The 23343-nt window shown below is 63.0% G+C and carries 17 protein-coding genes and 1 pseudogene; 8 read left to right on the top strand and 10 right to left on the bottom strand.

Features of this window, described 5'->3' with window-relative positions; all coding sequences use genetic code 11:
• From tssH to G3N93_RS06425, 5 genes are all read left to right on the top strand, one after another.
• On the top strand, positions 1 to 2134 hold a 2134-nt coding region (gene tssH, locus G3N93_RS06445), incomplete at its 5' end, for a type VI secretion system ATPase TssH (RefSeq protein WP_206132571.1).
• Positions 2131 to 4335, top strand: coding sequence for a type VI secretion system tip protein TssI/VgrG (tssI, locus tag G3N93_RS06440; RefSeq protein WP_206132570.1), 2205 nt, complete (start codon positions 2131 to 2133; stop codon positions 4333 to 4335). The genes tssH and tssI, both read left to right, overlap by 4 nt.
• A gap of 15 nt (positions 4336 to 4350) precedes the next feature.
• Positions 4351 to 5616 carry a hypothetical protein gene (locus G3N93_RS06435; RefSeq protein ID WP_206132569.1) on the top strand — a complete coding sequence of 422 codons (1266 nt, stop codon included), beginning with the start codon at positions 4351 to 4353 and terminating at the stop codon, positions 5614 to 5616.
• A 14-nt stretch (positions 5617 to 5630) separates the two neighbouring features.
• Complete coding sequence (locus G3N93_RS06430) at positions 5631 to 10274, top strand: RHS repeat-associated core domain-containing protein (RefSeq protein WP_206132573.1); 4644 nt, start codon at positions 5631 to 5633, stop codon at positions 10272 to 10274.
• 41 nt (positions 10275 to 10315) lie between these two features.
• Positions 10316 to 10660: a hypothetical protein gene (locus tag G3N93_RS06425; protein WP_241026430.1), complete on the top strand. Its 345-nt coding sequence runs from the start codon at positions 10316 to 10318 to the stop codon at positions 10658 to 10660.
• Positions 10661 to 10981: 321 nt separating this feature from the next.
• Here the strand turns inward: G3N93_RS06425 and G3N93_RS06420 are convergent, their stop codons facing one another.
• Positions 10982 to 11587: a hypothetical protein gene (locus tag G3N93_RS06420; protein WP_206132568.1), complete on the bottom strand. Its 606-nt coding sequence runs from the start codon at positions 11585 to 11587 to the stop codon at positions 10982 to 10984.
• A gap of 146 nt (positions 11588 to 11733) precedes the next feature.
• On the opposite strand from G3N93_RS06420, the gene G3N93_RS41460 reads away from it, so the two are divergent.
• The 3 genes and pseudogenes from G3N93_RS41460 to G3N93_RS06405 form a co-directional block, all read left to right on the top strand.
• Entirely contained in the window at positions 11734 to 11967 is a 234-nt protein-coding gene (locus tag G3N93_RS41460) for a hypothetical protein (protein WP_241026429.1), read from the top strand.
• A gap of 295 nt (positions 11968 to 12262) precedes the next feature.
• A complete protein-coding gene (locus G3N93_RS42405) occupies positions 12263 to 12649 on the top strand; it encodes a helix-turn-helix domain-containing protein (protein WP_374196422.1) in 387 nt (128 codons plus the stop codon).
• Positions 12650 to 12846: 197 nt separating this feature from the next.
• Positions 12847 to 13107, top strand: a pseudogene (locus G3N93_RS06405) (transposase); the annotation flags it as partial.
• A 30-nt stretch (positions 13108 to 13137) separates the two neighbouring features.
• Here G3N93_RS06405 and G3N93_RS06400 read toward each other — a convergent pair.
• The 9 genes from G3N93_RS06400 to G3N93_RS06360 form a co-directional block, all read right to left on the bottom strand.
• Positions 13138 to 14547 (bottom strand): class II 3-deoxy-7-phosphoheptulonate synthase, encoded by a 1410-nt coding sequence (locus G3N93_RS06400; RefSeq protein WP_174937797.1) that lies wholly within the window; start codon positions 14545 to 14547, stop codon positions 13138 to 13140.
• Positions 14548 to 14628: 81 nt separating this feature from the next.
• Positions 14629 to 15672 carry an NADP-dependent oxidoreductase gene (locus G3N93_RS06395; RefSeq protein WP_206132567.1) on the bottom strand — a complete coding sequence of 348 codons (1044 nt, stop codon included), beginning with the start codon at positions 15670 to 15672 and terminating at the stop codon, positions 14629 to 14631.
• Positions 15669 to 16562: an SAM-dependent methyltransferase gene (locus tag G3N93_RS06390; protein WP_241026428.1), complete on the bottom strand. Its 894-nt coding sequence runs from the start codon at positions 16560 to 16562 to the stop codon at positions 15669 to 15671. Before G3N93_RS06390 ends, G3N93_RS06395 begins: the two co-directional genes overlap by 4 nt.
• Entirely contained in the window at positions 16535 to 17248 is a 714-nt protein-coding gene (gene phzG, locus G3N93_RS06385; protein WP_241026427.1) for a phenazine biosynthesis FMN-dependent oxidase PhzG, read from the bottom strand. The genes G3N93_RS06390 and phzG overlap by 28 nt, the downstream gene beginning before the upstream one ends.
• Complete coding sequence (locus G3N93_RS06380; protein WP_277396525.1) at positions 17211 to 18419, bottom strand: PhzF family phenazine biosynthesis protein; 1209 nt, start codon at positions 18417 to 18419, stop codon at positions 17211 to 17213. The genes phzG and G3N93_RS06380 overlap by 38 nt, the downstream gene beginning before the upstream one ends.
• Before the next feature lie 44 nt (positions 18420 to 18463).
• Entirely contained in the window at positions 18464 to 20395 is a 1932-nt protein-coding gene (locus G3N93_RS06375; protein ID WP_206121688.1) for an anthranilate synthase family protein, read from the bottom strand.
• Positions 20392 to 21015, bottom strand: coding sequence for an isochorismatase family protein (locus G3N93_RS06370; RefSeq protein WP_174940991.1), 624 nt, complete (start codon positions 21013 to 21015; stop codon positions 20392 to 20394). Before G3N93_RS06370 ends, G3N93_RS06375 begins: the two co-directional genes overlap by 4 nt.
• Positions 21016 to 21038: 23 nt before the next feature.
• Positions 21039 to 21536, bottom strand: a complete 498-nt coding sequence (locus G3N93_RS06365; protein WP_206132566.1) for a PhzA/PhzB family protein — start codon at positions 21534 to 21536, stop codon at positions 21039 to 21041.
• 57 nt (positions 21537 to 21593) lie between these two features.
• Complete coding sequence (locus G3N93_RS06360; RefSeq protein ID WP_174940990.1) at positions 21594 to 22877, bottom strand: acyl-CoA dehydrogenase family protein; 1284 nt, start codon at positions 22875 to 22877, stop codon at positions 21594 to 21596.
• Positions 22878 to 23343: the final 466 nt, after the last annotated feature.

The raw sequence follows: 23343 nt of genomic DNA, 5'->3' as shown, positions 1-23343 counted from the left end.
GGCCACCGCCGCCGCCGACGGCTCCGCGCTCTCGCGTTTCGCCGTCGACCTGACCGCTCGCGCGCGATCCGGCGAAATCGATCCGGTGATCGGGCGCGACCCGGAGATTCGCCAGATCGTCGACATCCTGCTGCGACGCCGGCAGAACAATCCGCTGCTGGTCGGCGAGGCCGGTGTCGGCAAGACGGCCGTCGCGGAGGGTTTCGCGCTGCGGATCGCCGCCAGCGACGTGCCGCCGGCGCTGCAGGACGTTGCGCTGTACCTGCTCGACATCGGGCTGCTGCAGGCCGGCGCGAGCGTGAAGGGCGAGTTTGAGAGCCGGTTGCGCGGCGTGATCGACGAAGCGATGTCCGCCGAGCGGCCGGCGATCCTGTTCATCGACGAAGTCCATACGCTCGTCGGCGCGGGTGGGGCTGCCGGCACCGGCGACGCCGCGAACCTGCTGAAGCCCGCGCTCGCCCGCGGCCTGCTGCGCACGATCGGCGCGACCACCTGGTCCGAGTACAAGCAGCACATCGAAAAGGACCCCGCGCTGACGCGGCGCTTCCAGCTCGTGCACGTGCACGAACCGGAGGAAGCGGCCGCGCTGACGATGCTGCGCGGCCTCGCCGGGAAGCTCGAGGCCCACCACCGCGTGCTCGTCCTCGACGACGCGCTGCAGGCTGCCGTCACGCTGTCGCACCGTTACATTCCCGCCCGCCAGTTGCCCGACAAGGCGATCAGCCTGCTCGATACGGCCTGCGCGCGCGTCGCCGTCAGCCAGCACGCGGTGCCCGCGCCGATCGAGGATGCGCGCCGCCGCATCGACAGCCTGCGCGTCGAACAGGAGCGGATCGGACGCGAATGCGCGCTCGGCACCGGCGACACCGCACGACGCGATGCAATCGAGCACGACATTGCCGCCGCCCGAACCGAACTCGACCGCCTCGACACGCGCTGGCAAACCGAACGCGACGCATTGACCGCGATCGTCGATGCCCGCACGTTGCTGCTCGACGACGATCCGTCGCATGCGCTCGACGCCGACGCACGCACTGCGGCGCAAACCCGTCTCTCGGCCGCGCAGCAGGCGCTGACCGACCTGCAGGGCGATGCGCCACTCGTGCTGCCCGCCGTCGACACGCACGCGGTAGCCGCCGTCGTGGCCGACTGGACCGGCATTCCACTCGGCCGCATGGTGCGCGACGAAACGCAGGCCGTGCTGAGGCTGGCCGATACGCTTGGCGAGCGCGTCGTCGGCCAGAAGCACGCGGTCGAGCTGATCGCCGAACGCATCCAGACCGCGCGCGCCAAGCTGGACGATCCAAAGAAGCCGCATGGCGTGTTCCTGCTGTGCGGGCCGTCCGGCGTCGGCAAGACCGAGACCGCGCTCGCACTGGCCGACACGCTGTACGGCGGCGAACACAACGCGATCACGATCAACATGAGCGAGTTCCAGGAAGCGCATACCGTGTCGACGCTGAAGGGCGCGCCGCCCGGTTATGTCGGCTACGGGCAGGGCGGAGTGCTCACCGAGGCCGTGCGCCGCCGCCCGTACAGCGTCGTGCTGCTCGACGAGATCGAGAAGGCGCACCGCGACGTGCACGAGATTTTCTTCCAGGTATTCGACAAGGGCTGGATGGAGGACGGCGAAGGCCGTGACATCGATTTCCGGCATACGGTGATCTTGCTGACGTCGAACGTTGGCGCCGATCGCGTGATGCAACTGTGCCGCGATCCCGAGCGCCTGCCCGATACGCAGACGCTCGCCGATGCGCTCCGCGCGCCGCTGCTCGACGTGTTTCCCGCTGCGCTGCTCGGCCGGTTGACCGTCGTGCCGTACTACCCGCTCACCGACGCGACGCTCGCGCGAATCGTCGCATTGCAGTTGCGACGGATCGAGCAGCGGATCGACGCGCACCACGGCATCCCGTTGCGCTGCACCGACGCGGCGACCGCACTGGTCGTCGAGCGCTGCCGGACGATCGAATCCGGCGGCCGGATGGTCGACGCGATCCTCACGCATACCGTGATGCCGCGCATCGGCCGCGCGATCCTGCAGGCCACGCTCGAAGGCCGCACGTTGTCGTCGATCGAGCTGAGCGCCGCAGACGGCGAATTCGCGTACCGGTTCGACGAGGAGGAAACGACTTGAATCGCGTATTCACACTCGACAGCCCGCACGGCGACGAACTCAAGTTCCATACGCTCGACGGCAGCGACGAACTCGGCCGCCTGTTCGAGTTCCGGATCGAGGCGCTTGCCGACAGTCACAGCCTGTCGCTGAAGGACATGCTCGGCAAGCCCGTGACGGTCCGGATCGAACAGCAGGACCTGTCGACCCGCTACCTGAACGGCATCGTTGCGCGCGCATCGCTTTCCGGCCGGCGCGCCGAGCGGTACTACGGCTACGAGCTGATCGTGCGCCCGTGGCTGTGGCTCGCGACGCGCCGCTCCGATTGCCGGATCTTCCAGAACAAGACCGTGCCCGAGATCGTGCAGGAGGTGCTGTCGACGTATGGGTTTCCGATCGAGAACCACCTCGCCGAGTCGTATGTGCCGCGCGACTACTGTGTGCAGTACAACGAGACCGATGCCGCGTTCGTGTCGCGGCTGATGGAGTTCGAAGGGATCTACTTCTGGTTCCGGCATGCGGAGGACACGCACACGCTGATGCTCGGCGACGCGATGTCGTCGCACACCGTGCTGCCCGGTTACGAGACGATTCCGTACATCGCGCGCGACCGCACCGCGATCGCCGACGAGGAGCACATCGACGGCTGGCTGCCCGCGCAGGAGGTGAGCGTCGGGCGGCACCAGACCACCGACTACGACTATACGAAGCCGCGCGCGGATCTTTCGTCGCAGAAGGTCGATCCGCGTGGGCATGATCACGACAGTTTTGCGTCGTTCGAGTGGCCGGGTGGGTATCGCGACGATGCGCCAGGCGCGCATTACAGCCGCGTACGGCTCGAAGAACAGCAGGCGGAACATGAGCGGGCGAACGCCGATACCGATGTGCGCGGTGTCGCGCCAGGTTATCTGTTCACGCTCGAACATTGCCCGCGTGCGGACCAGAACCGCGAGTACCTGATAGTGCGATGCCAGTACCGCTTTCAGGAGAATGCGTATGCGAGCGATCAGGGCGCGGAGGCTGTCGTTCATCAGACGATGATGCTCGTGCAGCCGTCGAGCCTGCCTTACCGGTCGCCGCGTGATACGCCGCGGCCGCGAACCAACGGGCCGCAGACGGCCACTGTGGTCGGGCCGCCGGGGGAGGAAATCTGGACCGACCAGTATGGGCGCGTGAAGCTGCAATTCCGCTGGGATCGGTACGGGCAAAGCAATCAGGATTCGTCGTGCTGGGTGCGGGTGTCGAGTCCCTGGGCTGGGGGTGGGTTCGGGGGCGTGCAGGTTCCGCGTGTGGGCGACGAGGTCGTCGTGGATTTTCTGAATGGCGATCCGGATGAACCGATCGTCACGGGGCGAGTGTTCAACGGCGAGAAGATGCCGCCCTGGGGGCTGCCGGGGAGTGCGACGCAGAGCGGGTTGCTATCCAGATCTTCACCGGGCGGAACGACTGACCATGCCAACGCGTTTCGATTCGAGGACAAGAAGGGCGCCGAACAACTCTGGATGCACGCGGAAAGGAATTTCGATGCAGAGACGGAGCTCGATCATTCGCTTTCCGTCGGGAACAACCATACGCATACGGTCGGGAACGACGAAACGATGCAGGTGAAGAACAACCGGCAGAGGAGTGTGGGGCAGAACGAGACGGTGAATATCGGGCAGAGCCGGGTCGCACAGATTGGAGCGGATGAAACGCATGGGGTGGGAGGGAACCGGACGCGAACGGTCGGGAAGAAGGAGACCGTGACGATTGCGTCGGATCGCGAGGCAACGATCGGCGGCAGCCACACGGAATCGGTCACGCATGCCAAGACCGAAACGATCGGCGAAGGCAAGACGCTGAGCGTCGGGCAGATGTACCAGACAACGTCGCAGGACATGAAGACGCAGGTCGCGTCCACGCATACCGAAGAAATCGGCGCGCGGACCTCGACGATCGCGAAAGCCCATACGCACACGGTCGGCGGCGAACACACCGTCAACGTCGGGGCGAACCATACGACGAACGTGCAGCATCAGGTGACTGTCAACGCCGGCGACCAGCTTTCGCTCGTCTGCGGGATGTCCAGCATCGTGATGAAAAGCGACGGCACGATCACGATCCAGGGCGTCAACGTCGCCTCGACCGGCACGAATACGCACAGCGTGAACGGCAAGACCGTGACGTCGTCGGCGACCGCCGAGCACACGGTCGAAGGCGCCGTCCTGAAACTGAATCCGTGACGGAGGCCCGCACGAATGCAGAACTGGCAGCCGACCAATCCGGTGGAGCGCAGGTTCATGGATGCGCATACGGACTGGATGAGTTTCGCGAAAGAGCAGGACGCGCGATTGATGATCTGGCAGACCAACGAGACGGATGCGGAGCTCGTGCGGCTGTATTTCCAGGTTCAGGATGAAACGTCGTGCGCGGTCAGGACGATGCGGGCGTCGTTCGTCAATGAATCGGGTTATGCGAAGGCGCTGACGGATGAGCTCATTGCGTTCTACGACAGCCGGCGGGAAGCGTCCAATGCGCAGGGCGTGCGTGCGGACTGGCAAGCGCCTTACGACGATGGCAAGAATCCGTTGCTGTATCTGTTCGCGGTGACCGACAGCCTGATGCAACACCATCCGGATATTTTCCCGGCGATGGTGTTCGTGCTGGAACCGGTGAAAGTGCGGGATGACGCGGCATGGGTACGCTGGATGGACGATTTGCTGTCGATCGTGGCGGTCTCGCCGCAGCTTGCCGAGCGCGTGCGCTTCGTCGTGCCGCGTATCGATATCGCGCCGTTTGCTGCGTTGATGCAACGGCATCGGGCCGCGGTTCGCGTCGTGCACGGCAAGTATTCGATGGCGAGCGTGCCGCGCGAGTTACTGGCGGAATCGGGCGAGCGCGGGCCGAGCGGTGAATTCAGACGGCACTTCGTGATGCTGACCGAGATGATCGAAGGCGGTAATCCTTCTCGGCTGGAGGAATTTCGGGCAGCGGCGCTGAAGGTCGCGGAGCGCGAGCAGTGGTTCGATCAGTGTGTCGTCGTGCACCTGATTGCGGGGGCAGCGTATCTGAAATGGCGCGATCGGGAACGGGCGATCGCGGCTTACCAGAGCGCCGCCAGCAGCGGCATGCGCGCAGTCGAGGCAGGACATCCGGCGGGGCACAAGCTCGTGGCGAACGGGTTGTTCGGCGAGGCGAGCGTGCATCTGACGCATAAGGACTATGCGCACTCGGCTTATTGCTACGAGCGTGCGGCGGCGTCGACCACGGCGGCGAAGGATGGGCTGATGACAGTAGAGGCCTGGCGAATGAGCGCCGTGTGCTGGGAGCGGGCAGGGGAGCGCGAACATGCGCTGGAGGCCGGGTTCAATGCGCTCGATGCGGGGTTGATGATCGATGAGCCGCTGCGAGCGAACAGCAATCTGCCGATGGTTGTCGAATGGATGGTGTCGCAATTGGGCGCGAAGGACCGGCGGCGCAACGCGTTGAGCGAGAAGGTCGCTGCGCTGCGCAGCGGGCGCTGAGCGAGGGCAAAACCGTGGCACTTCTGGCCGTCAAGCATCTCGATCCGGTTGTTGGCGTGGACGTTCATTCGGTACTGGTCACACCCGGTACGCCGCCGGTGTTCCTGCCGCACCCTCATGTCGGGTTCATGCTGGACAAGCGCGAGTACATCCAGGCCGCAAAGGCCGTGGTTGGCTGCATTGCAACGATGATCGCGCAGGATAAGCTGACCGAATACATCGAACACCACCCCGACGATGTGACGAAGCTGGAACACCTCGCCGATGAAGCAAACCAGCAAGTCAATGAACTGATGGGCGGCGGCAACCTCCCTGACTTCAAGGACAACCCCACTGTCGCGGAGGGAGTGAAACTGGCAAAAGGGGCCGACAGGCTCAAGAACCGCATCAGTGACGATCTTGGCTCGAACGTCGGGGCGGGCGGCGGCAGCGGCAGGCCGATTTTCGTGAACGGGATGATGCGGGCCACGGCGGGGACGCACGCGTATCACGTTCCGGGGCTGCATTTTCCGCTCGGGGAATCATTTGCGCCGCCGCCTGAAGAGGTTGAACCGTCGAACGACGGGGAATCGTTCATGGGCAGCAAGACCGTGCTCGCCAACAACGATCCGATGTCATACATGGCGCTGGAGGCGTTGAGTTGCTGGTCGATCGGGATGGAGCCGCCTCCGCACAACAGCGCGCACACGGATCGAACCTACCCGTCGATGCCCAGTGCGGTGATGCTGCCGATTCCGGCAGGGCGACCGGTGTTGGTGGGCGGGCCGCCGATCATGAACATGGCGGCGGCGGCGAAGGGGTTGTTCAAAGCATTCCGCGGATCGAAATGGGCGAAGGCGCTGGCGGACAAGCTGCATCTGAAGCCCGGATTTCTGAAATGCAACGTCCTGCATGCGGAGCCTGTGGATGTCACAACCGGCGAAGTCGTCGTCGCGCAGCACGACTTCACGATTACCGGACATCTTCCTCTCGAGTGGAACCGGTGTTATGCGAGCCGCGCTCAACGCCTCGGTACGGCTGGCGTCGGATGGAGCACGCCGGCAGACATCCATTTGAATCTCGTTTCGCGCGACGACGGAATCGGCGCAGCGATCTACCTTGTCGACCATGCCACGGCATTCGACGACGTTCCCACGCACGAGGGGTGGGAAACGCGTGCCGCTGACTGGCAGTACGGCCATGCGCTGTACTTTCGCGACAACCAATTGGTTTTGCGGACAGGCGAGGGCATCGAATACGGATTCCTGTTGCGCCATCCGTGGGAGACGATCGTCGACAGGTTGTCCGGCGCGCCCTCACTCACGCTGATGCTCGACTGGATCGGCGACCTCCATGGTCATGCGTGGCTGTTTGAGCGCAGTTCGTCGGGTCACTTGTCACGGATCGTCGAACATGGCGTGGAAGGACCGACGGGACGACTCGTCGAATGTCGTTCGAACCTTGACGTTGACGTGCACCGCGGCCTGACAGCGGTGATGACGCTCATCAACCCTGACGGACACCGGTATCCGCTGGTACGTTACGAACACGATCGCGATCGGAACCTCGTCGCGGCATTCGATGCCATGAGCAATCCGCGCCGCTTCGACTATGAAAGCGGAAATCGAATGACTCGGCACGTCAGTGCCAGTGGTGTTTCGTTTCACTATAGCTATCGGCGAAGTGTTGACGGCGAGTGGCGTGTCGACCATGCGTGGGGCGACGGTGGGGTGCTCGACTATCGCTTCGAATACGACCTCGCTCGAAACGGAACGCGTATTACCGAATCCATGGGACACGTTGCCGTCATTCAGATGAATGAGCGTCACGTCCCGATCGCCGAAATGGATGTCCTCGGCGGCATGACCAGTTACCGTTACGACAGCCAGTGGCGTACCTGCAGCCGGACCGACCCGATAGGTCGTACTTCCCGGTGGGAATACGACCCGAATGGCAATCTGATTGAACAGTTCATGCCGGACGGTCGATCGGTTCGAGCCGAATACGACAGCAACCACAAGCCGGTTTGCGTGACCGGGGCGGGGGGGCGTCAATTTCGATACGAATGGGATGCGCGCGGTCGTCTGATCAGTCGCGCCACACCATCCCGGGCGACGTTCAGATATGCCTACGACAAACTCGGTCGCGTGACGTCCTGTGCCGGTCCGCAGGGTGACGTTACGACGTTCGGATACGACCGGTACGGCAACCTGACCACGATCGTCGATGCGCTTGGACACCGAACGCAATATGAACGCGACGCACGTGGCCATGTCATAAGCTCCCTCGATGCGGCGGGGCACCGGAATCGTTACGAGAGAGATGCCTGCGGACGAATGGTACGTGCCATCGAATGGGACGGACGCGAGATTCACTGCAGCTATGACCCGGATGGCAATCTCTTGCGGTATCGCGACCCGGTCGGCAATGTGACGCGCCTTGCCTATACGACGCTGGGAGAAATCGCGAAGCGGATTCAGCCCGATGGCACCGAAGTCCAGTATCGCTACGACACCGAAGGGCAGCTCGTTCAGGTCGTCAATGAGCGGGGAGAGTCCTATCTGCTCAAGCGCGACGCGCTCGGCAGAATCGTTGAAGAAATCGACTACTGGGGACAGTCGCGCGTCTACGAATACGGGTCGGCCGCAGAACTCTTGCGTAGCGTCGACCCGCATGGCGGGGCCATCGAGTATCGATATGACGAAGTCGGGCGAATCGTCGAGAAACGCATTCCCGATCCCGACCGGCACGACGGTGTTCGGACTGACTGCTTTCACTACGACGAGCATGGCGATCTCATTCGCGCGTCGACCGCATCCTCGCTCCTCGAATTCAGATATGACGACGACGGCAGGCTGGTCGAGGAACGACAGGGCGACGACTTTACGCTTTCCAATCGATATGACGCAGCCGGTAATCGGATCGAACGAAGAACGCGCCTTGTCGCGGGCAGCGAAATCGTCGAGCAGTCGATTCGTTACAACTACGACGCACTGAATGCGGTCGTCGGGATCGAGATCGACGGGCATGCGCCAATCGTCATCGAACGGGATGCGCTTGGCCAGATTCGCGACGAACGCCTGGGTGACGCCCTGCGACGCGAAATGTCGTACGAAGCCAAGGGACGTTTGTCCCGACAAGCGCTGCTTGCCGATACCGGGGAGATGTTCGCGATCGAATACGCGTACGACGCGAACGGCGACCTGATCGAGCGACGCGACTCCCGGACCGGTATCGAGCAGTTTCAATACGACCCTGTCGGGCAGGTCGTCGCACATATCGACGGCGCAGGCACGACACGCCGCCTCATATACGACCCCGCCGGAGATCTGCTCAACACCCGGGTGTTCCGGTCAGGCGCGCTGCGAGGCGAAACCGGATCGCCGGCATGGCGTCGGGAAGGTGTGCACGAAGACAGTCACTACGTATTCGATCGTGCCGGCAATCTCGTCCACAAGCGCGCGGCACACCAGGAGATTACGCTGCGGTGGGACGCTGCAGGGCAGTTGGTCGAGACGCTCACGACTCGTCGCGCAGGGCAAGGCGACGCCAACGACGATCATCACCTCCGCGTACGGTACGAATACGACGCATTTCGCCGGCGGGTCAGGAAAATCACTTCGTCGCGCCAGCTCGAATTCAGCCACACCACGGTTCGTCATTTTTTTTGGGACGGCGACGTCCTCGCAAGCGAACTGCGCTCCGACCAGGCAGACGAGCAAAATGGCCAGGCACACAGTGTTCAGATCCGACGGGACGTACGGGACTGGATCCACTATCCCGATACGTTTCGGCCGCTCGCCGTGGTTCATCGAACCCTCGACTCGCGCATGCCTCCACTCGTATCAGAGCATGCTGGTGTCGAGCCCGGAAGCGCGCCTTCACTCGAAGAGAGACGGTCACCCACGGCGATCGCCGACTATTCCGCTCCGAACACGACGTCGACTACGCGCCAGCAGCCGGCGTCATATCGCCCCGTCAGCACGGTCTACTTCTTCCATAACGACCCTAATGGGGCGCCAGTCCGCGTTGTCGATGAGCGCGGCCGAACTGCGTGGGAAGCGAGTTACGCCACATGGTCGAGCAACACGCCGGTACAACCGAAAGACAGGCCACCGTTCGATCAACCCATTCGGCTTCAGGGGCAGTATTACGACGAGGAAACCGGATTTTGCTACAACAGATATCGGTATCTCGATCATGGAATCGGGCAGTTCATCAGCCAAGATCCGAGCTGCATCGAGGGAGGTTCGGCACTCTATCGATATGCACCGAATCCGGCCGCCTGGATCGACCCTTACGGTCTTGCAAACACGATCGACGGTCACGGGAACACAGTCCCGATCGTCTCCCTGGGTATCCCCGACAAGTCCTTGTTCAAACCCAAATCCGGCATCACAACGGCGTACTCGCGCAATTCCCAATGCGGACCGACCACGGCGCAGACGAGGTCAGTGCAGGGCAAGCCATGCGTGGCGTGCAATCAGACAGCCACCACGATGGTTGCCGACCATATCGATGCGCTCGTGGTCGAGTATTATCGAACCGGAACCAACGACGTCACGGTGCAAACGTCAATCGCCGCGGTGCAACCGCATTGCCCCGATTGTTCTAGATCCCAAGGGGGCAAAGCGTCGGGCTTTTCGCGAGCAATGAAAAAGGCCCTTCATATCCCATGAAGAAGATTTTGAATCTCTGAACGCACGCCTGGAGTGCAAAGATGGAATCACAACACGAAACAGCCATAGCGGACATGCAGCGCGAAGTATGCGAACGATACGGGTTGCACGAAACCGCCGTGGAGGACATGGTCGCCTTCGCGACGTCGACCGTGGGGCAGATGCCGGTTTATGGCACGCGTCTGGAACGTCGTCCGGACGATAACATCAGTTGGTATTTCCATTGCGGCGAATACTCGGACGCAGATGACTTTTATCAGCCGGTGCATACGGAGCATCTTCAGCAAATGCTGCCGCTCGTCATCAAGTATCTTCGGTTGCCGCCCGGCACGCGTTTCATCGTCGATGACCAAGGGTACGAGGATGTTTGGCAGGAGCCGGCCTGAACCTGCAGGCGGAGCGGCACCGAGGGCGTACGCGGTGCGCAGATACCGCGGCCCGCGCTCCTGATTTTGCATGACTTGAATCGCTGCGCCTCCATTTTCCTGACAGGTCGCCGCTTGGGCGGGAGAGGGCGTCACAAAATGCAAGCACGTCTCGTTGACCATGAACCTCTTTCGGGTTCGGTATTGGCTCGCGCTGTTTTGCGCGATGCCAGGGTGTTCGGCGAGTCATGGGTGTGGCGATCAGAGGAATCATCATTACATGCGGCAATTCACTTGATCGCCATACGAATCACATTGGACTAATTTGATTCGGCGAAGAAATCAAGCTGCCTGCTTGAAGTAGACGGTCCCAGTGATCGGCGGCTTCCCATTGAATGCCGAATTGCCGCTTCCAGAGAGGATCCCGACTACGGTTCCGTCGCTCGCGGTAAATTGAAGTGTCGTTGCACCCACTCCAATGGTAAGCGTGAAGCTTGCGCTTCCATATGACAACAATTGCGTCGGCGTAAGGGTCTGGCCGTTCAGCGTCCGAAGAAAAGAAAGATTGGCTGTGGACGTGAACGCGCCACTCCCTGAAACCGTAAGCGTAATCGCAGTGTCGGTCGCATTGTAGGAAAGCGCCGGGCAACTAAAGGCAAGAATTTGATACTCATTGATCACTTTAATCGTAAACGGCCCGCCTGCGTTAATGAAAGCCAACCTTGTATCGTGGACTTTATTGAAAACGTCGGGATGATCTTTCGCAATACGCTCGGCTGCCTTGTTGGCTTCCTCGATTGCAAGAGCTGCAACCACTCCGTAGGCATTTTTTTGTTCATTGGTAAGAGATTGAACATTCTCGGACATTTTTTCACCCATTTTGTTTCGGTTCGAAGGATGCGCGCATGGCAAGATCGTCGCGTCGCGAAAGTAATCGAGCACATTCACGCCTTGACTTGCAAATATTGAGTGATCTGCAATTCAAGCTATTCGCGATTTGCCTATGTCGGGGCTCGCTTGAATATGAAATTATGCGAACCGAACCTTGTGATCAATTACACATGATTACACGCGTACAAGATTGGGGCTGCCAAATGGATGCACCCCGGCTTGATGAATTCACGGGCAAGCCTCATGGAGGCGGCGGTGATCGAGTCGTGGAGCTGAGGCAACGATGTCGATCAATGACATTGCGGGCGCTGTCAGCTTTTCTGGCGGAGCTGCTGGAGTTGCTGGAGCGTGAGTTGAGCGATACCGCCCGGGAGATCCGGCATCTGTACCGGATCATTCGTAACACCCGGCGCGAGATGCATGATGCTCGGCGATGACGGGTGTATGACGCGATCGCGACTCACAAAGTACGCCTGGTCCTGGCAGGCGTTTCGAAGGAGGCGATTTCGGGCTTGTTTCGCTGTTGCCGGGCGCGAGGTGCCGGGAACAGCCATGCCTCGATCGTCCGGATCATTGCGGCAATTCCTCGACTATAATTTGACATAACGTGAATTATCGATGATTTGTGTTGTAGCAGCCATATCCTAATGTCGTGTTCTGGCTATTTACAGATGTCGTGTTTTTGACTGCTGGCATGCTGAACGGCTCGTTGAGCAAGCACGGGAGCCGACCATGCAGCCAGCCGGATTGGCGACACTGACGATGCGAGAGCTTGATCGACTCAAGGTGATCCAGGCTGTGGTGGCCACGGGCTTGAAGCCTGGACGTGCAGCCGAACGGCTGGGCCTGAGCGTGCGCCAGGTGGAACGGCTGGTCATCCGGTATCGCGAGCGCGGGCCCGGCGGCGGCGCTTCGGGCCGTCGTGGCCGACCGGGCAACCTCAAGCTCGACGGTGGGCTGGCGTTACGCGCCCTGTCGATCATCCGCGATCGCTACGCCGATTTCGGGCCGACGCTGGCCTGCGAGAAGCTCTGGGAATGCCACGGCATTCGGCTGGCCACGGAGACGGTCAGAAGGCTGATGACCGAGGCTGGGCTCTGGATTCCGCGCCGGCAATGACCGCCCAAGGTCTACCAGCCTCGAGCACGGCGGGCTTGCCTCGGTGAACTGATCCAGATCGACGGCAGCGATCATCGATGGTTCGAGGAGCGGGCGCCGGCTTGCACGCTGCTGGTGTACGTGGACGACGCGACGAGCCAGCTGATGGTGCTGCACTTCACGCAGACCGAATCGCCTTCAGCCACTTCGAGACCACGCGAACCTATCTGGAGCTCGCGGCTTACCTGGGCCTTGTTCCGAGACAGAACGGCTCCGGCGGTAAAGTAAAGCGCGGCGGAATCAGCAAACGCGGTGACGTTTATCTACGGACCCGGCTGATTCACGGCGTACGAGCCGTGATATCAAGTTCGAAGCATCTGTCGGCGCACATGCGGGATCTGTTGGCACGACGGCCGACGAACGTAGTCGCTGTCGCGTTGGCGAACAAGATGGCCCGCACGAAATACGCAACATCGGCCGACCGAGTTGTTGCACGCCGCCCCGCCCCGCTACGCATACGCCAATTGCCGCTTGGCGCCGATTTCGGCAACCCGCGTCATACTCAACTTGCGCACAATCAGCATCGCGATCTCCAGCGACTGCTCATAGTTCAACCTCGGATCGACCGTCGACTTGTAAGCGCGGGCCAAATCGGCCTCGGTCAGATTGCGCGCGCCGCCCAGGCATTCGGTCACGTCCTCCCCGGTCAGCTCCAGATGCACGCCGCCCAGATGCGTGCCGCAGGCGGCATGAATGTCGAAGGCCGCCTCGAGTTCGGCGTGGATGTTCCCGAAGCGCCGTGTCTTCACGCCGCCCGGGGTCGTTTCGCCGTTGCCGTGCATCGGATCGCAGCACCACAAGACATGCCGGCCCTCGGCCTTGACCGCATGCAGATGCTTCGGCAACTCCGCTTCGATCTTCGCCGCACCCATGCGCGTGATGAGCGTCAAACGGCCGGCCTCGTTCGTGGCGTTCAGCGCGTCGATCGTGCGCAGCAACTGGTCGGTGCTCACCCCGGGCCCGACTTTCAGGCCGATCGGATTGCGGATACCGGAGCAGTATTCGATATGCGCGCCGTCCAGCTGCGCGGTGCGCATGCCGATCCACGGAAAATGCGTCGACAGGTTGAACCAGCCCCCATGCCGCGGCACTTGCCGTGCCATCGCCTCTTCGTAATTCAACAGCAGGACCTCATGCGACGTGTAGAAATCGACTCTCGCATCGCTGCCGGAGGGCTCGCCCGCGAGCGCCTCCATGAAGCGCAGCGATTCGCCGATCGAGTGCGTCATCTTGCGATACTCGCCATAAAGCGGCGAATGCGAGGCCCACGCCAGATCCCAATGTTCGGGGTGGTGCAGATCAGCAAAACCGGCATCGCTCAGCGCGCGCACGAAATTCATCGTCAGCGCCGATCTGGAATGAGCCTCGAGCAGGCGCTGCGGGTCGGGCTCGCGCGCGTCTTTCGTAAAAGCGCTGGCGTTGACGATGTCGCCGCGGTAGCAAGGCAGCGTCACGCCGTCGCGCGTTTCGGTATCCGCCGAGCGCGGCTTGGCGTACTGGCCGGCAAAGCGGCCGACGCGAACCACCGGCAGCATCAAGCCATGCACGAGCACCAGGCTCATCTGCATCAGCACTTTGAGCCGATTGGCGATGATCGGCGCCGTGCAATCGGCAAAGCTTTCCGCGCAGTCGCCGCCCTGCAGCAAGAAACATCGTCCCGCCGCGGCGTCTGCGAGCTTGCGTTTGAGCGTCAGCACTTCCCATGCGGCGACGAGCGGCGGCAGTGCTTGTAGCTGTGTCAGGACGCGATCGAGCGCCGCCACATCGCGATAAGCCGGCTGTTGCAGCGCCGGCTTCGTCTTCCAGGAAGCCGGTGTCCAATTCTCGGCCACACGCGCCGAAGAGAGATTGCATTCCACAGTTCCACTCCCATAATGAAATGCTGCCGATCGAGCCGGTGTCGTCGCCTGGCATGCAGGCGACGCCCACGCTCCTTACCGCTACAGCTTGACGAGCACCGTGCCCAGATAACGTCCGTTGGACGTGTCGCACAACGCGCTCGGCGCGTTATCGAGGCCGTCGATCACCGTATGCGGGAACACGATCTCGCCGGCGCGCAGCCACTGCGCGAAACGCTCGAACCATTCGCCCTTCGCCTCCGGATTGTCGTCGGCGCTGTAGCCCCGCATCGTGATGCGCTTGAGGAGAAATTGAACGGTATCGATTTCGGCGGGTGCGGTCCGCCCCGTTCCCGTCGTGGCCAGCTGGCCCGACAGCGCGCCGAGGATCAGGAAGCGCGCCCCTTCGCGGGCGGCCGTGACGGCCGCCTGTAATTGCTCGCCGCCGACCGAATCGATCAGGACGTCGATGCCGCCCTGCGCCGCTTCGAGCAACTGCTCTGCGAACGGCGTGCTGCTGCCACGCATGACGGCGGCGTCATACCCAAGCTCGGAAACCAGGCGTCGTGCCTTGTCGTGCGAACTCGTGCTGCCGATCACGCGCCCCGCCCCCAGCCGCCGCGCGATCTGTCCGGCCATCGCGCCGATCGCGCCGGCCGCGCTCGTGACGAACACCGTGTCACCCGGACGGATCGGCACGCCGCGCGTCAGCGCCGCGTAGGCGGTCCAGCCGTGCCCCAGGTAGCCGAGATAGCCGGCAGGCTCCGGCAGCGCCTCGCCGACGCGCTGACAGCCCCATGCGGGCACCATCGCGTAGTCTCGCCACCCGTGGAAGTGCGTGACGATGTCGCCGGACGACAAACCGCTGCCGGCGGGCGCGCTCACCACCTCGCCGAGCGCTTCGCCCATCAGCGCGTCACCCGCCGACAAACACGGAAACGGCACACCGGGCACGTCTTCCGCGCCTTCGCTGATCATCGCGCGCAAGGAAGCCGAGACCAGGAAATAGCGATTACGCACCAGCACGTCACCCGAGCCGGCCGCCGGCGCGGCGGCGGTGACGATTTCGAAATCGTCCGGTGTCGGCAGGCCTTTCAGCTTCGCCTTCAAGCGCACGTCGCGCCGCATCGGAATCGACAGATTCATGATCCGCTCCCGCCGTGCGCCGTGCGCGTCGATGAGGCGAACCAGCCCGCCGGTATGCGCGCGACGCTGCGGCCGTAGGCTATCGTCGGGTCGTCCGAGGCATGCACGGTCGCTGTCCAGCCGTATCGGCCGAGCCAGTCGCGCACATCGTCGCGGGACGAGAGCCAACGAGCGCCCTGCGATTCGACGCGCGCTCGGGCTTCCCTGCCCTCCTCGCTCATCATGCGCGTGGCGAGATGCTCGAGCATGAGCGCGCTGCCCGGCGCCGACAGGTCGGCCACTTGACGGATCAGCGCATCGCAGTCCGTGTCGCGCAGATACATCAGCAGCCCTTCGATGAGCCAAATCGTGGGCTTGGCGGGATCGAAGCCGGCCGCGCGCAACGGGCTCGCCCAATTCGAGGTCAGATCGGCGACGAGCGGCCGCCAATCGCACTGCAGCGGCAACCCGGACTGCTTCATGAGCTCGCGCTTGAAGGCGATGATGTCGTCGAGATCGAGCTCGAACCAGCGCGTGCCGAACGGACACGCGAGGCGTGCCACGCGGCCGTCCACGCCGGCGGCCAGCGTGACGACCTGCCGTATTCCGCGGCTCAGGTTCGCGAGAATGGCATCGTCGAAGTAGCGTGTGCGGACGACGAAATACTGCGGAAAGTTCGCGCGCCGCGCGACTTCGCTGACGTGCTCATGCGTCTGCGTGCCGGCCAGGTGCTCGATCAGCGCCGCGGCGAACGGATCGTGAAACAAGGCGTCCGGGCGCTGGCCTTCGGCATGACGTTGCCAGGCAATGAACAGTGCGGTTTGGCCGACGCCAACCGGAATATCGAAAGTAGACACAGACAGGTTCCTTATCCGCAAGAGAATCAAGGTTGGAGTTGGGTGGTTTTCCAATCGTCGCCATCGCGTTCGTACCTGAGGCGCCTGTGAAGCCGGTCGGAGCTGGCGGCCCAGAATTCCATCTCGTGAGGCTCGAGCCGATAGCCGACGAAGCGCGGCGGCCGCGGCAACGCGACGCCGAGCGCGAGCAGCTCGGCGGCGTGCGCGCGCAGCGCTTCGCGGTCGACGAGTTCGTCGCTCTGGTGCGAGGCGCTCGACATCGCATGCATCGGCACCGAGCGCCCGAACCAGAGCTTGTCGTTCTCGCTTTCCTCGAGCGGAACCGCCTGGCCGGAAATCATGATCTGCTGCCCGGTTTCGCGCCAATACAGCAAGCCCGAGGCCCAGCCCGTCTCCGTGAGTTCGCGTCCCTTGCGGCTCGTCGAATGCGTGCAGAAGATCACGCCGCGGTCGTCGATCGAGGAGAACGCGATGACGCGAGAAGAGATGCGTCCGTCGGACGTGGCGGTCGCGAGCGCGAGCGCCTTGGGCTCGCGGACGCGCGCGACATCGGCCGTCGCGAGCCAGCGCTTGAGCAGCGTGATCGGCTCGGACGGCGGGTCGTCATATTCGGGGAACAGGACATCGACGCTTCCCGTGAGGCTTTCGAATCGACTGGTGTTCATGGCAATGTTTTCATGATGGCAAAAGACGGGGGCGACGCTAGACGCCCAGGCGGCCGCGCGCGACGACGACACCATGACCGCTGACCTCGACCGCCTCGATGCCGTGCTCCGAGCCGTGCACCAGCGCATGCATGTGCGAGGGGCGCTTGATCTCGACGCCTTGGAGAAGATGCAGCGGCTCGCCCCACGAAATCAGTCCGTGGCGGGCAAGGTGAATGGCGATGGGACCGGCGGCGGAACCCGTCGCCGCATCCTCCACGACGCCGTAGGCCGGCGAGAACATCCGGCAGCGCCAGTGGTCGCCCGCTGGGGCCACGCACATGGCCGACATATCCTCGAACTCAGCCAACGCGCGATGGTCCGGATGCACGTCGGAAAGCGCGGAGGCGTCGGGCAACGTGACGAACACATGGCGCGGGCCGTTTCGATAGGCCTCCACGGGCAACACGGACGCTTCGACGCCGAGCGCTTCGAGCAGACGCTCGGTCCGATCAAAGCGCGTCCACGTCGGGATCGGCTGCTGCATGGTGACGTAAGCCTCGCCGGGCGCATCGGATCGCACATCGAACGGCACGAGCCCCATGCCCGTCTCGAACACGAAGCGATCCTGCGCCTTGACGTGCCGGAGTGCCACGGCCGTGCCGAGCAGCGGATGGCCCGCGAACGGCAACTCGTTGACCGGCGTAAAGATGCGCACGTGCACGTCGCCGCCCTGCTTCGGCGGCATCACGAACACCACTTCCGACAGATTCATTTCGCGGGCGATCCGCTGCATGCGCTCCGCCGGCAGCGGAACGTCGACCAGGAAGACGGCAACCGGGTTGCCTTCGAGCGGCGTGCGCGTAAAGGCGTCAACGACGATGTAGTCGATGGGATGCGATGCATGGATCGGCGCCGCCGCGTGTGTATTCGCGTGCGATGCTGCCGGTTCGAGCGCGCGCATGCGCGCCGCGATCTCACCGCTCGCGGTGCTGGCCTCCACCGAGAAGCGCAGCCGCTCGGCAACCGGCAAGCCGATCAGCGTCTGCGCGTCGTTCGGCGGCAGTAGATGCGCGGGCGGACGCTCGCCGTCCCAGAGCATGATCGCACCCCAGCGATTCTTGTCCTCGTCGGCGATCCAGTGCTTCTCGCGCAAGCCCGGCACGTTCGACCAGCGCGCGAGGGTGCTGTCGTCCACACGCGCCTTCAGCGATTCGATGCTCTGCTCGGAACCGTCGAGGTTCCACCAAACGATGTCGACAATCATGAAACGCGTGTCCTATAGGGTTCTATAAAAAGCGTGAAGAGTCGTCAGGCCGTCAACGCTGTCATGCGTTTTTCGCGGCGTATCGCGTGTGTGATGGCTTCGCCGAGAATCCGCGGCCCGTCGACGGTCAGGACCGATTCGGCGTGGAATTGCATCGAGCTGAACGTTGGACCGCGCAAGGCATGCACTTCGCCCGTGTGCGGATCGCGGCTGATGGCCACCGTGCCGACGCCGTCGATGTCCATTTCGTCCCGGACGGTCTGCGCCACATACGTGTTGTAAAAGCCCACGCGCTCACGCTGGCCGAACAGATCGATCTCGACCTGGATGCCCTGATTGGGCACCTCGCGCCGCACGAGCGGAATGCCGAGGATGGCGTTCAGGATCTGATGGCTCAGGCAGACGGCCATGAACGGCTTGCCCTCGTCGATGAGATGCCGCAGCCACGCGTAGAGGCGGGCGATGCGCGGATCGCCGGCGTCGCTCGGGTCTCCCGGGCCCGGCCCCATCACGACGACGTCGTAACGCGCAAGGTCCACCGCGTCGTGAACGCCGCACACTTCGGTGGCGAGGCCGAGCGACGACAGTTGCTGGGCGATCATCGCCGTGAAGTGATCTTCGGCGTCGACGATGAGCGCGCGGCAGCCGCTCAACTCAGCCAACTCATCGGCCATCTCACCGTGTCGCCCGCCATACGGCCGAAACCAGAAGTCCGCGATGCCTTCGTTGCGCTCGCGCAGCGCCGCCTGCACCGATGGATGCTGGCCTAGCGACGGGCCGGCTTCCGGCGGATCGAATGCGTTCGATAGCGCGGCCACCTTGGCATGCGTCTCCATGACTTCCGATACCGCGTCCGAATGCCGGACGAGCGTCGAGCCGACGCCGATGCGAACGTGGCCGGCGCGGTCGATCTCCGCGGTGCGGATCAGGATGGCGGAGTCGAGCGTGCGCCCGCCGTGCGCATCGCGGCCGATCAGCGCTGCAATGCCACTGTAGTAGCCGCGGCCGGCCCGCTCGTGCCGCGCGATCACGCGGGTCGCGCTTTCGATCGGACTGCCGGTGACCGTCGGCGCAAACATCGTTTCGCGCAGCAAGTCGCGAACATCGGCCTCGGTGTGCCCGACGATGAAGTATTCGGTGTGGGCGAGCCGCGCCATCTCGCGCAGGTGCGGCCCCGTGACCTGCCCGCCGGCCGGGCAGATGCGCGCCATCATCTTGAGCTCTTCGTCGAGCACCATGTACAGTTCGTCGGATTCCTTGCGATCGCCGAGAAAAGCGTTGATCCCATCGATCGTCGGCCCGCTTTGCGGATACCGATAAGTCCCGCTGATCGGGTTCATCGTCGCGCAACCTTCATGCAGCGTCAGGTGGCGCTCCGGCGTGGCGCCGACGAACGTGCGTTCCCCGGTATGAATCACAAAGATCCAGTACGCGCCGACCTCCCGGCGCATCAGACGCTTGAATACCGCCAGCGCCTTGGCGGGCGAATAGTCGTCGAGATCGCCCTCGAGCGTGCGCTTGATGACGAAGTTCGAGCCCGCGCCGGTGCCGATCTCGTCGGTGATGACGCGCTCGACGATCTCGGCGTAGGCCTCGTCGTCGATATCGAAGTGACGCTCGCCGAGCGCGGTATCGGCATCGGGAATGGCGGCGAGCGCAAGCTGCGCGGACACCGTTTCGTGCTCGTCGCAGGTGATGGCGACGAGCGGAGCGCCGTCGTCGTGTGTCTTGAAGCCGCGCTCGTGCAGTTGCCGGTATGGCACGATCACAAGCAGCTCCTGACGGTCCGCGCCCGTCGCCGTCGGCGCGGCCAACGGAAGCTCGGCCAGGGAGGACGGATAGGAAACCGCGCCGGCGAAGACGTCGATCGTCGCGCGCTCTCCAGCGCTACCCGTCGAACGCGCGATCAACGCGAAGCACGGCGCTTGTCCATGGAGGACGCGATCGAATAGGTTGCGGTTCGGAGCGGCATTCATGCCAGCGCCTCCTCGGTGCTCACCACCTTGCCGCAACGCTGGGCCACGTATTCCAGCGCCTGGTGATGATGGTCTTCGGAAAAATCCGCCACGCCATCGGCAACGAAGAACGGTTGAATGTCGTTCGTGAACGCATCGACAGCCGACATCATTACGCCGATGTGCGCGTAGACGCCACACAGCATCAGCTGATCGCGACCGCTCTCCCGCATACGCTCGCGCAGGTCGGTGCGGAAAAATGCGCTGTAGCGCCACTTCGTGAGCATCCAGTCATCCGGGGACGGGCCGACGGCCTCGGCGACGTCCCGATCGGCCGGCGTCGTCTCCATGCCCGGCCCCCAAAAATCGCGCAGCAAACCGCGTTCCGTCTCGGTCATGCGCCCGGGATGAGCCGTGTATGCGACGGGAATACCGGCCTGCTTGCACCGTTTGCGCAGCGACGCGACATTGGTCGTCAACGTCTCGCGCAGCGTCGGCGGCAACGGCGAAAGGAAATAGTTCTGCATGTCATGAATGAGCAGCAACGCGCGCGACGGGTCGACACTCCATGACACGACATTCTCGGGCAGGCTGCTCGAATCGGGCAGCGCGTACGGTTGAATCGACGGGATACCAGCCATTCGTCTCCTCCATTGGGTATGCGTTAGCTCGGCAGACCATCCCGGCGCACTTCGGGAACCTCGATACCCAGCGAACGGAATTGCTCGCAAGGGTTCATGAATTCGCGCTGCTCCTTGATCAGTCCGTTTTCGAAGCGGAACGAGTGAAGGAAGTGATTGCGGTACTGGCCCCGGGGGTAGCCGGGGAAAACAATCGCGCCTTCGCCGCGGCACTCGACCCAGAACCAGTTCGGGTCTTGCGTCTGGAAGATCTGGATGTCGGTCCAGACCCAGTCGGGGAAGCATTGCAGCGACCACACGGCGTGCTCGCCGAGCTTCTCGCGGCCGCGAATCGCGATTGGCTGGCCGCTGTCGGTCGTCCACAGACCGCCGACGCCATCTTCCGTGAACAGTAGGTGGCGCTTGAGCCTCGCTTCGCCACGAGTGTGCATGTACTGCTCGACGATCTTGCGGTTGTGCTGTCGGGCCGCGACGTGCGCGTGATTTTCCGACGTGTTTTCGAGGGATTCGACGTCTGACATGCAAGCTCCTGAAGTCAAAGAGGGCCGCCCCGCCGGGAACCGGGAGGCCGCGTGGGATTACACGAGGTAGCTGATTTCGCGCGGATCGAGGCCGACCAGCGCGCGGCCGTAGACAAGTTGCGGAATGCCCATCCCAAAGCCCGCGTGGCGGCTCGCCACGTTCAGGTCGCGCCAGATCAACTGCAGCGGATTGGATTCCATGAAGGCGGCGCTGCCGTAGGCCGTCATGAGGCGATCGATGGCCTCGCGGCACAGGCGCGTGACGCGCGTCGATTCCATCCGAAAGCGCGAACGCGTCACTTCGTCGGGCAGGACGCCGGCCGCTGCGTGGTGTTCGACCGTTTCGACGATGCGGCGGGCGTGCAGCTGCGCGCCGTCGATCATCATCGAAGCTTCGGCGAGATCGGTCTGGAACGCCGGCGAGACAGCCTGGCTCTTGAACGTGGACGAGGCGACGCGGCGCTCGTGGGCCTGATCGCGCACGAGTTCCAGCGCGGTGACGATCGCCCCGAGTTGCGGCCCGAGCAGACCGATCGACAGCAAGCCTGAGAACGCGCCGCTATATAAACGGTGCCGTTCCGACGGCAGGCGCGACCGGCCCTGCACTATCGGCGCGTAGGGTGTCACGCGATGGCGCGGAATGAACTGCCGGTTCGCCACTACCGTGTTGCTGCCGGTGCCGCGCATGCCCGTGATATGCCAGGAGTCGCGGACTTCGAGCTCGCTCATCGGCATGAGGACCAGGTTTATCGTCTCGTCGTCGGCATCGACGCCTTTCGGGATCAGCGCGCCGATCCATTCGGCGTGCAGGCTGCCCGATGCATAAGCCCACTCTCCCGTCACCACGACACCGCCGTCGACGCGTTCGACCTGGGCGCGCGAAGGCGCAATGATGAGCGCGGTGCGCGTGTCGCGGTTACCGCCCCACACGTCGTCCTGCGTACTCTCGGGGAAGTGAGCGATCATGTAGTTGCCCATGTTGAGCACGCTCGTGACCCACGACGCCGAGCAGCAGCCGCGCCCCAGCTCGTAGCAGACGTCAAACAGCGTGGCGGGACCCGCTTCGTAGCCGCCGAGCCGGCGCGGCGTGAAGAGCCGCATCAGCCCCGCCTCGGTCAGCGCGTCGACGGCACGCTCGGTCAGGCGGCGCCCGGTATCGGCCGCGCGCGATTCTTCCGCGAGCACGCTGGCGACTTCTGCCGCCTTCGCGATCAATTGCTCATGCTCGACCACCGATTCATCGAGCGCAATGGCGTCATGTCCGGCCGAATTCCCTTCCTGCGAGGTGCGTTCATTTGTCATTTCACGAGTCATGCACTGCGAGGTCTGTATCGTGCTCACGGCATCTCCAGAATAAACTTACAATTCCTATTATTAAAAAATTTAAAACAATAAGGCTGCGATAAATTTAACCATCAATTAACCAGGAAATCGAAACAAACAAGAGCCACTACCTTTAGTGCTTGCACCCGGAATTCGGAAAATATCGCGCAACAACATCCATGAGATCGGCATCTGGCTTTGCCTTACCAATCAGAAAAGGCACTTTTATTTCAGCGCCCTTAAATTAATGTTACGTTTTTATTTAACTCGGCCGGACGTGTTAGTATTTCGTAAGCCATGCTACCTCGTCGAGTTCCGGTTCAAAGCCCGACTGATGGGGCGTCTCGGCGCCTCTTTACACAACGGAGCACCGCTCACGTTTTTCAGCTTCGCCTGCACTTCCAACTCTCGATCCTATTTAGCGGGCGCCGAGCTATATCTAACAAATCGAGGCAGGCATTCGGCGTAAACCGGGGGCATCAGG

Source organism: Burkholderia sp. Se-20378 (assembly GCF_017104665.1).
GTDB lineage: Bacteria > Pseudomonadota > Gammaproteobacteria > Burkholderiales > Burkholderiaceae > Burkholderia > Burkholderia lata.
The sequence above is the reverse complement of the archived record's forward strand: the minus strand, read 5'-3'. Positions and strand labels throughout refer to the sequence as shown.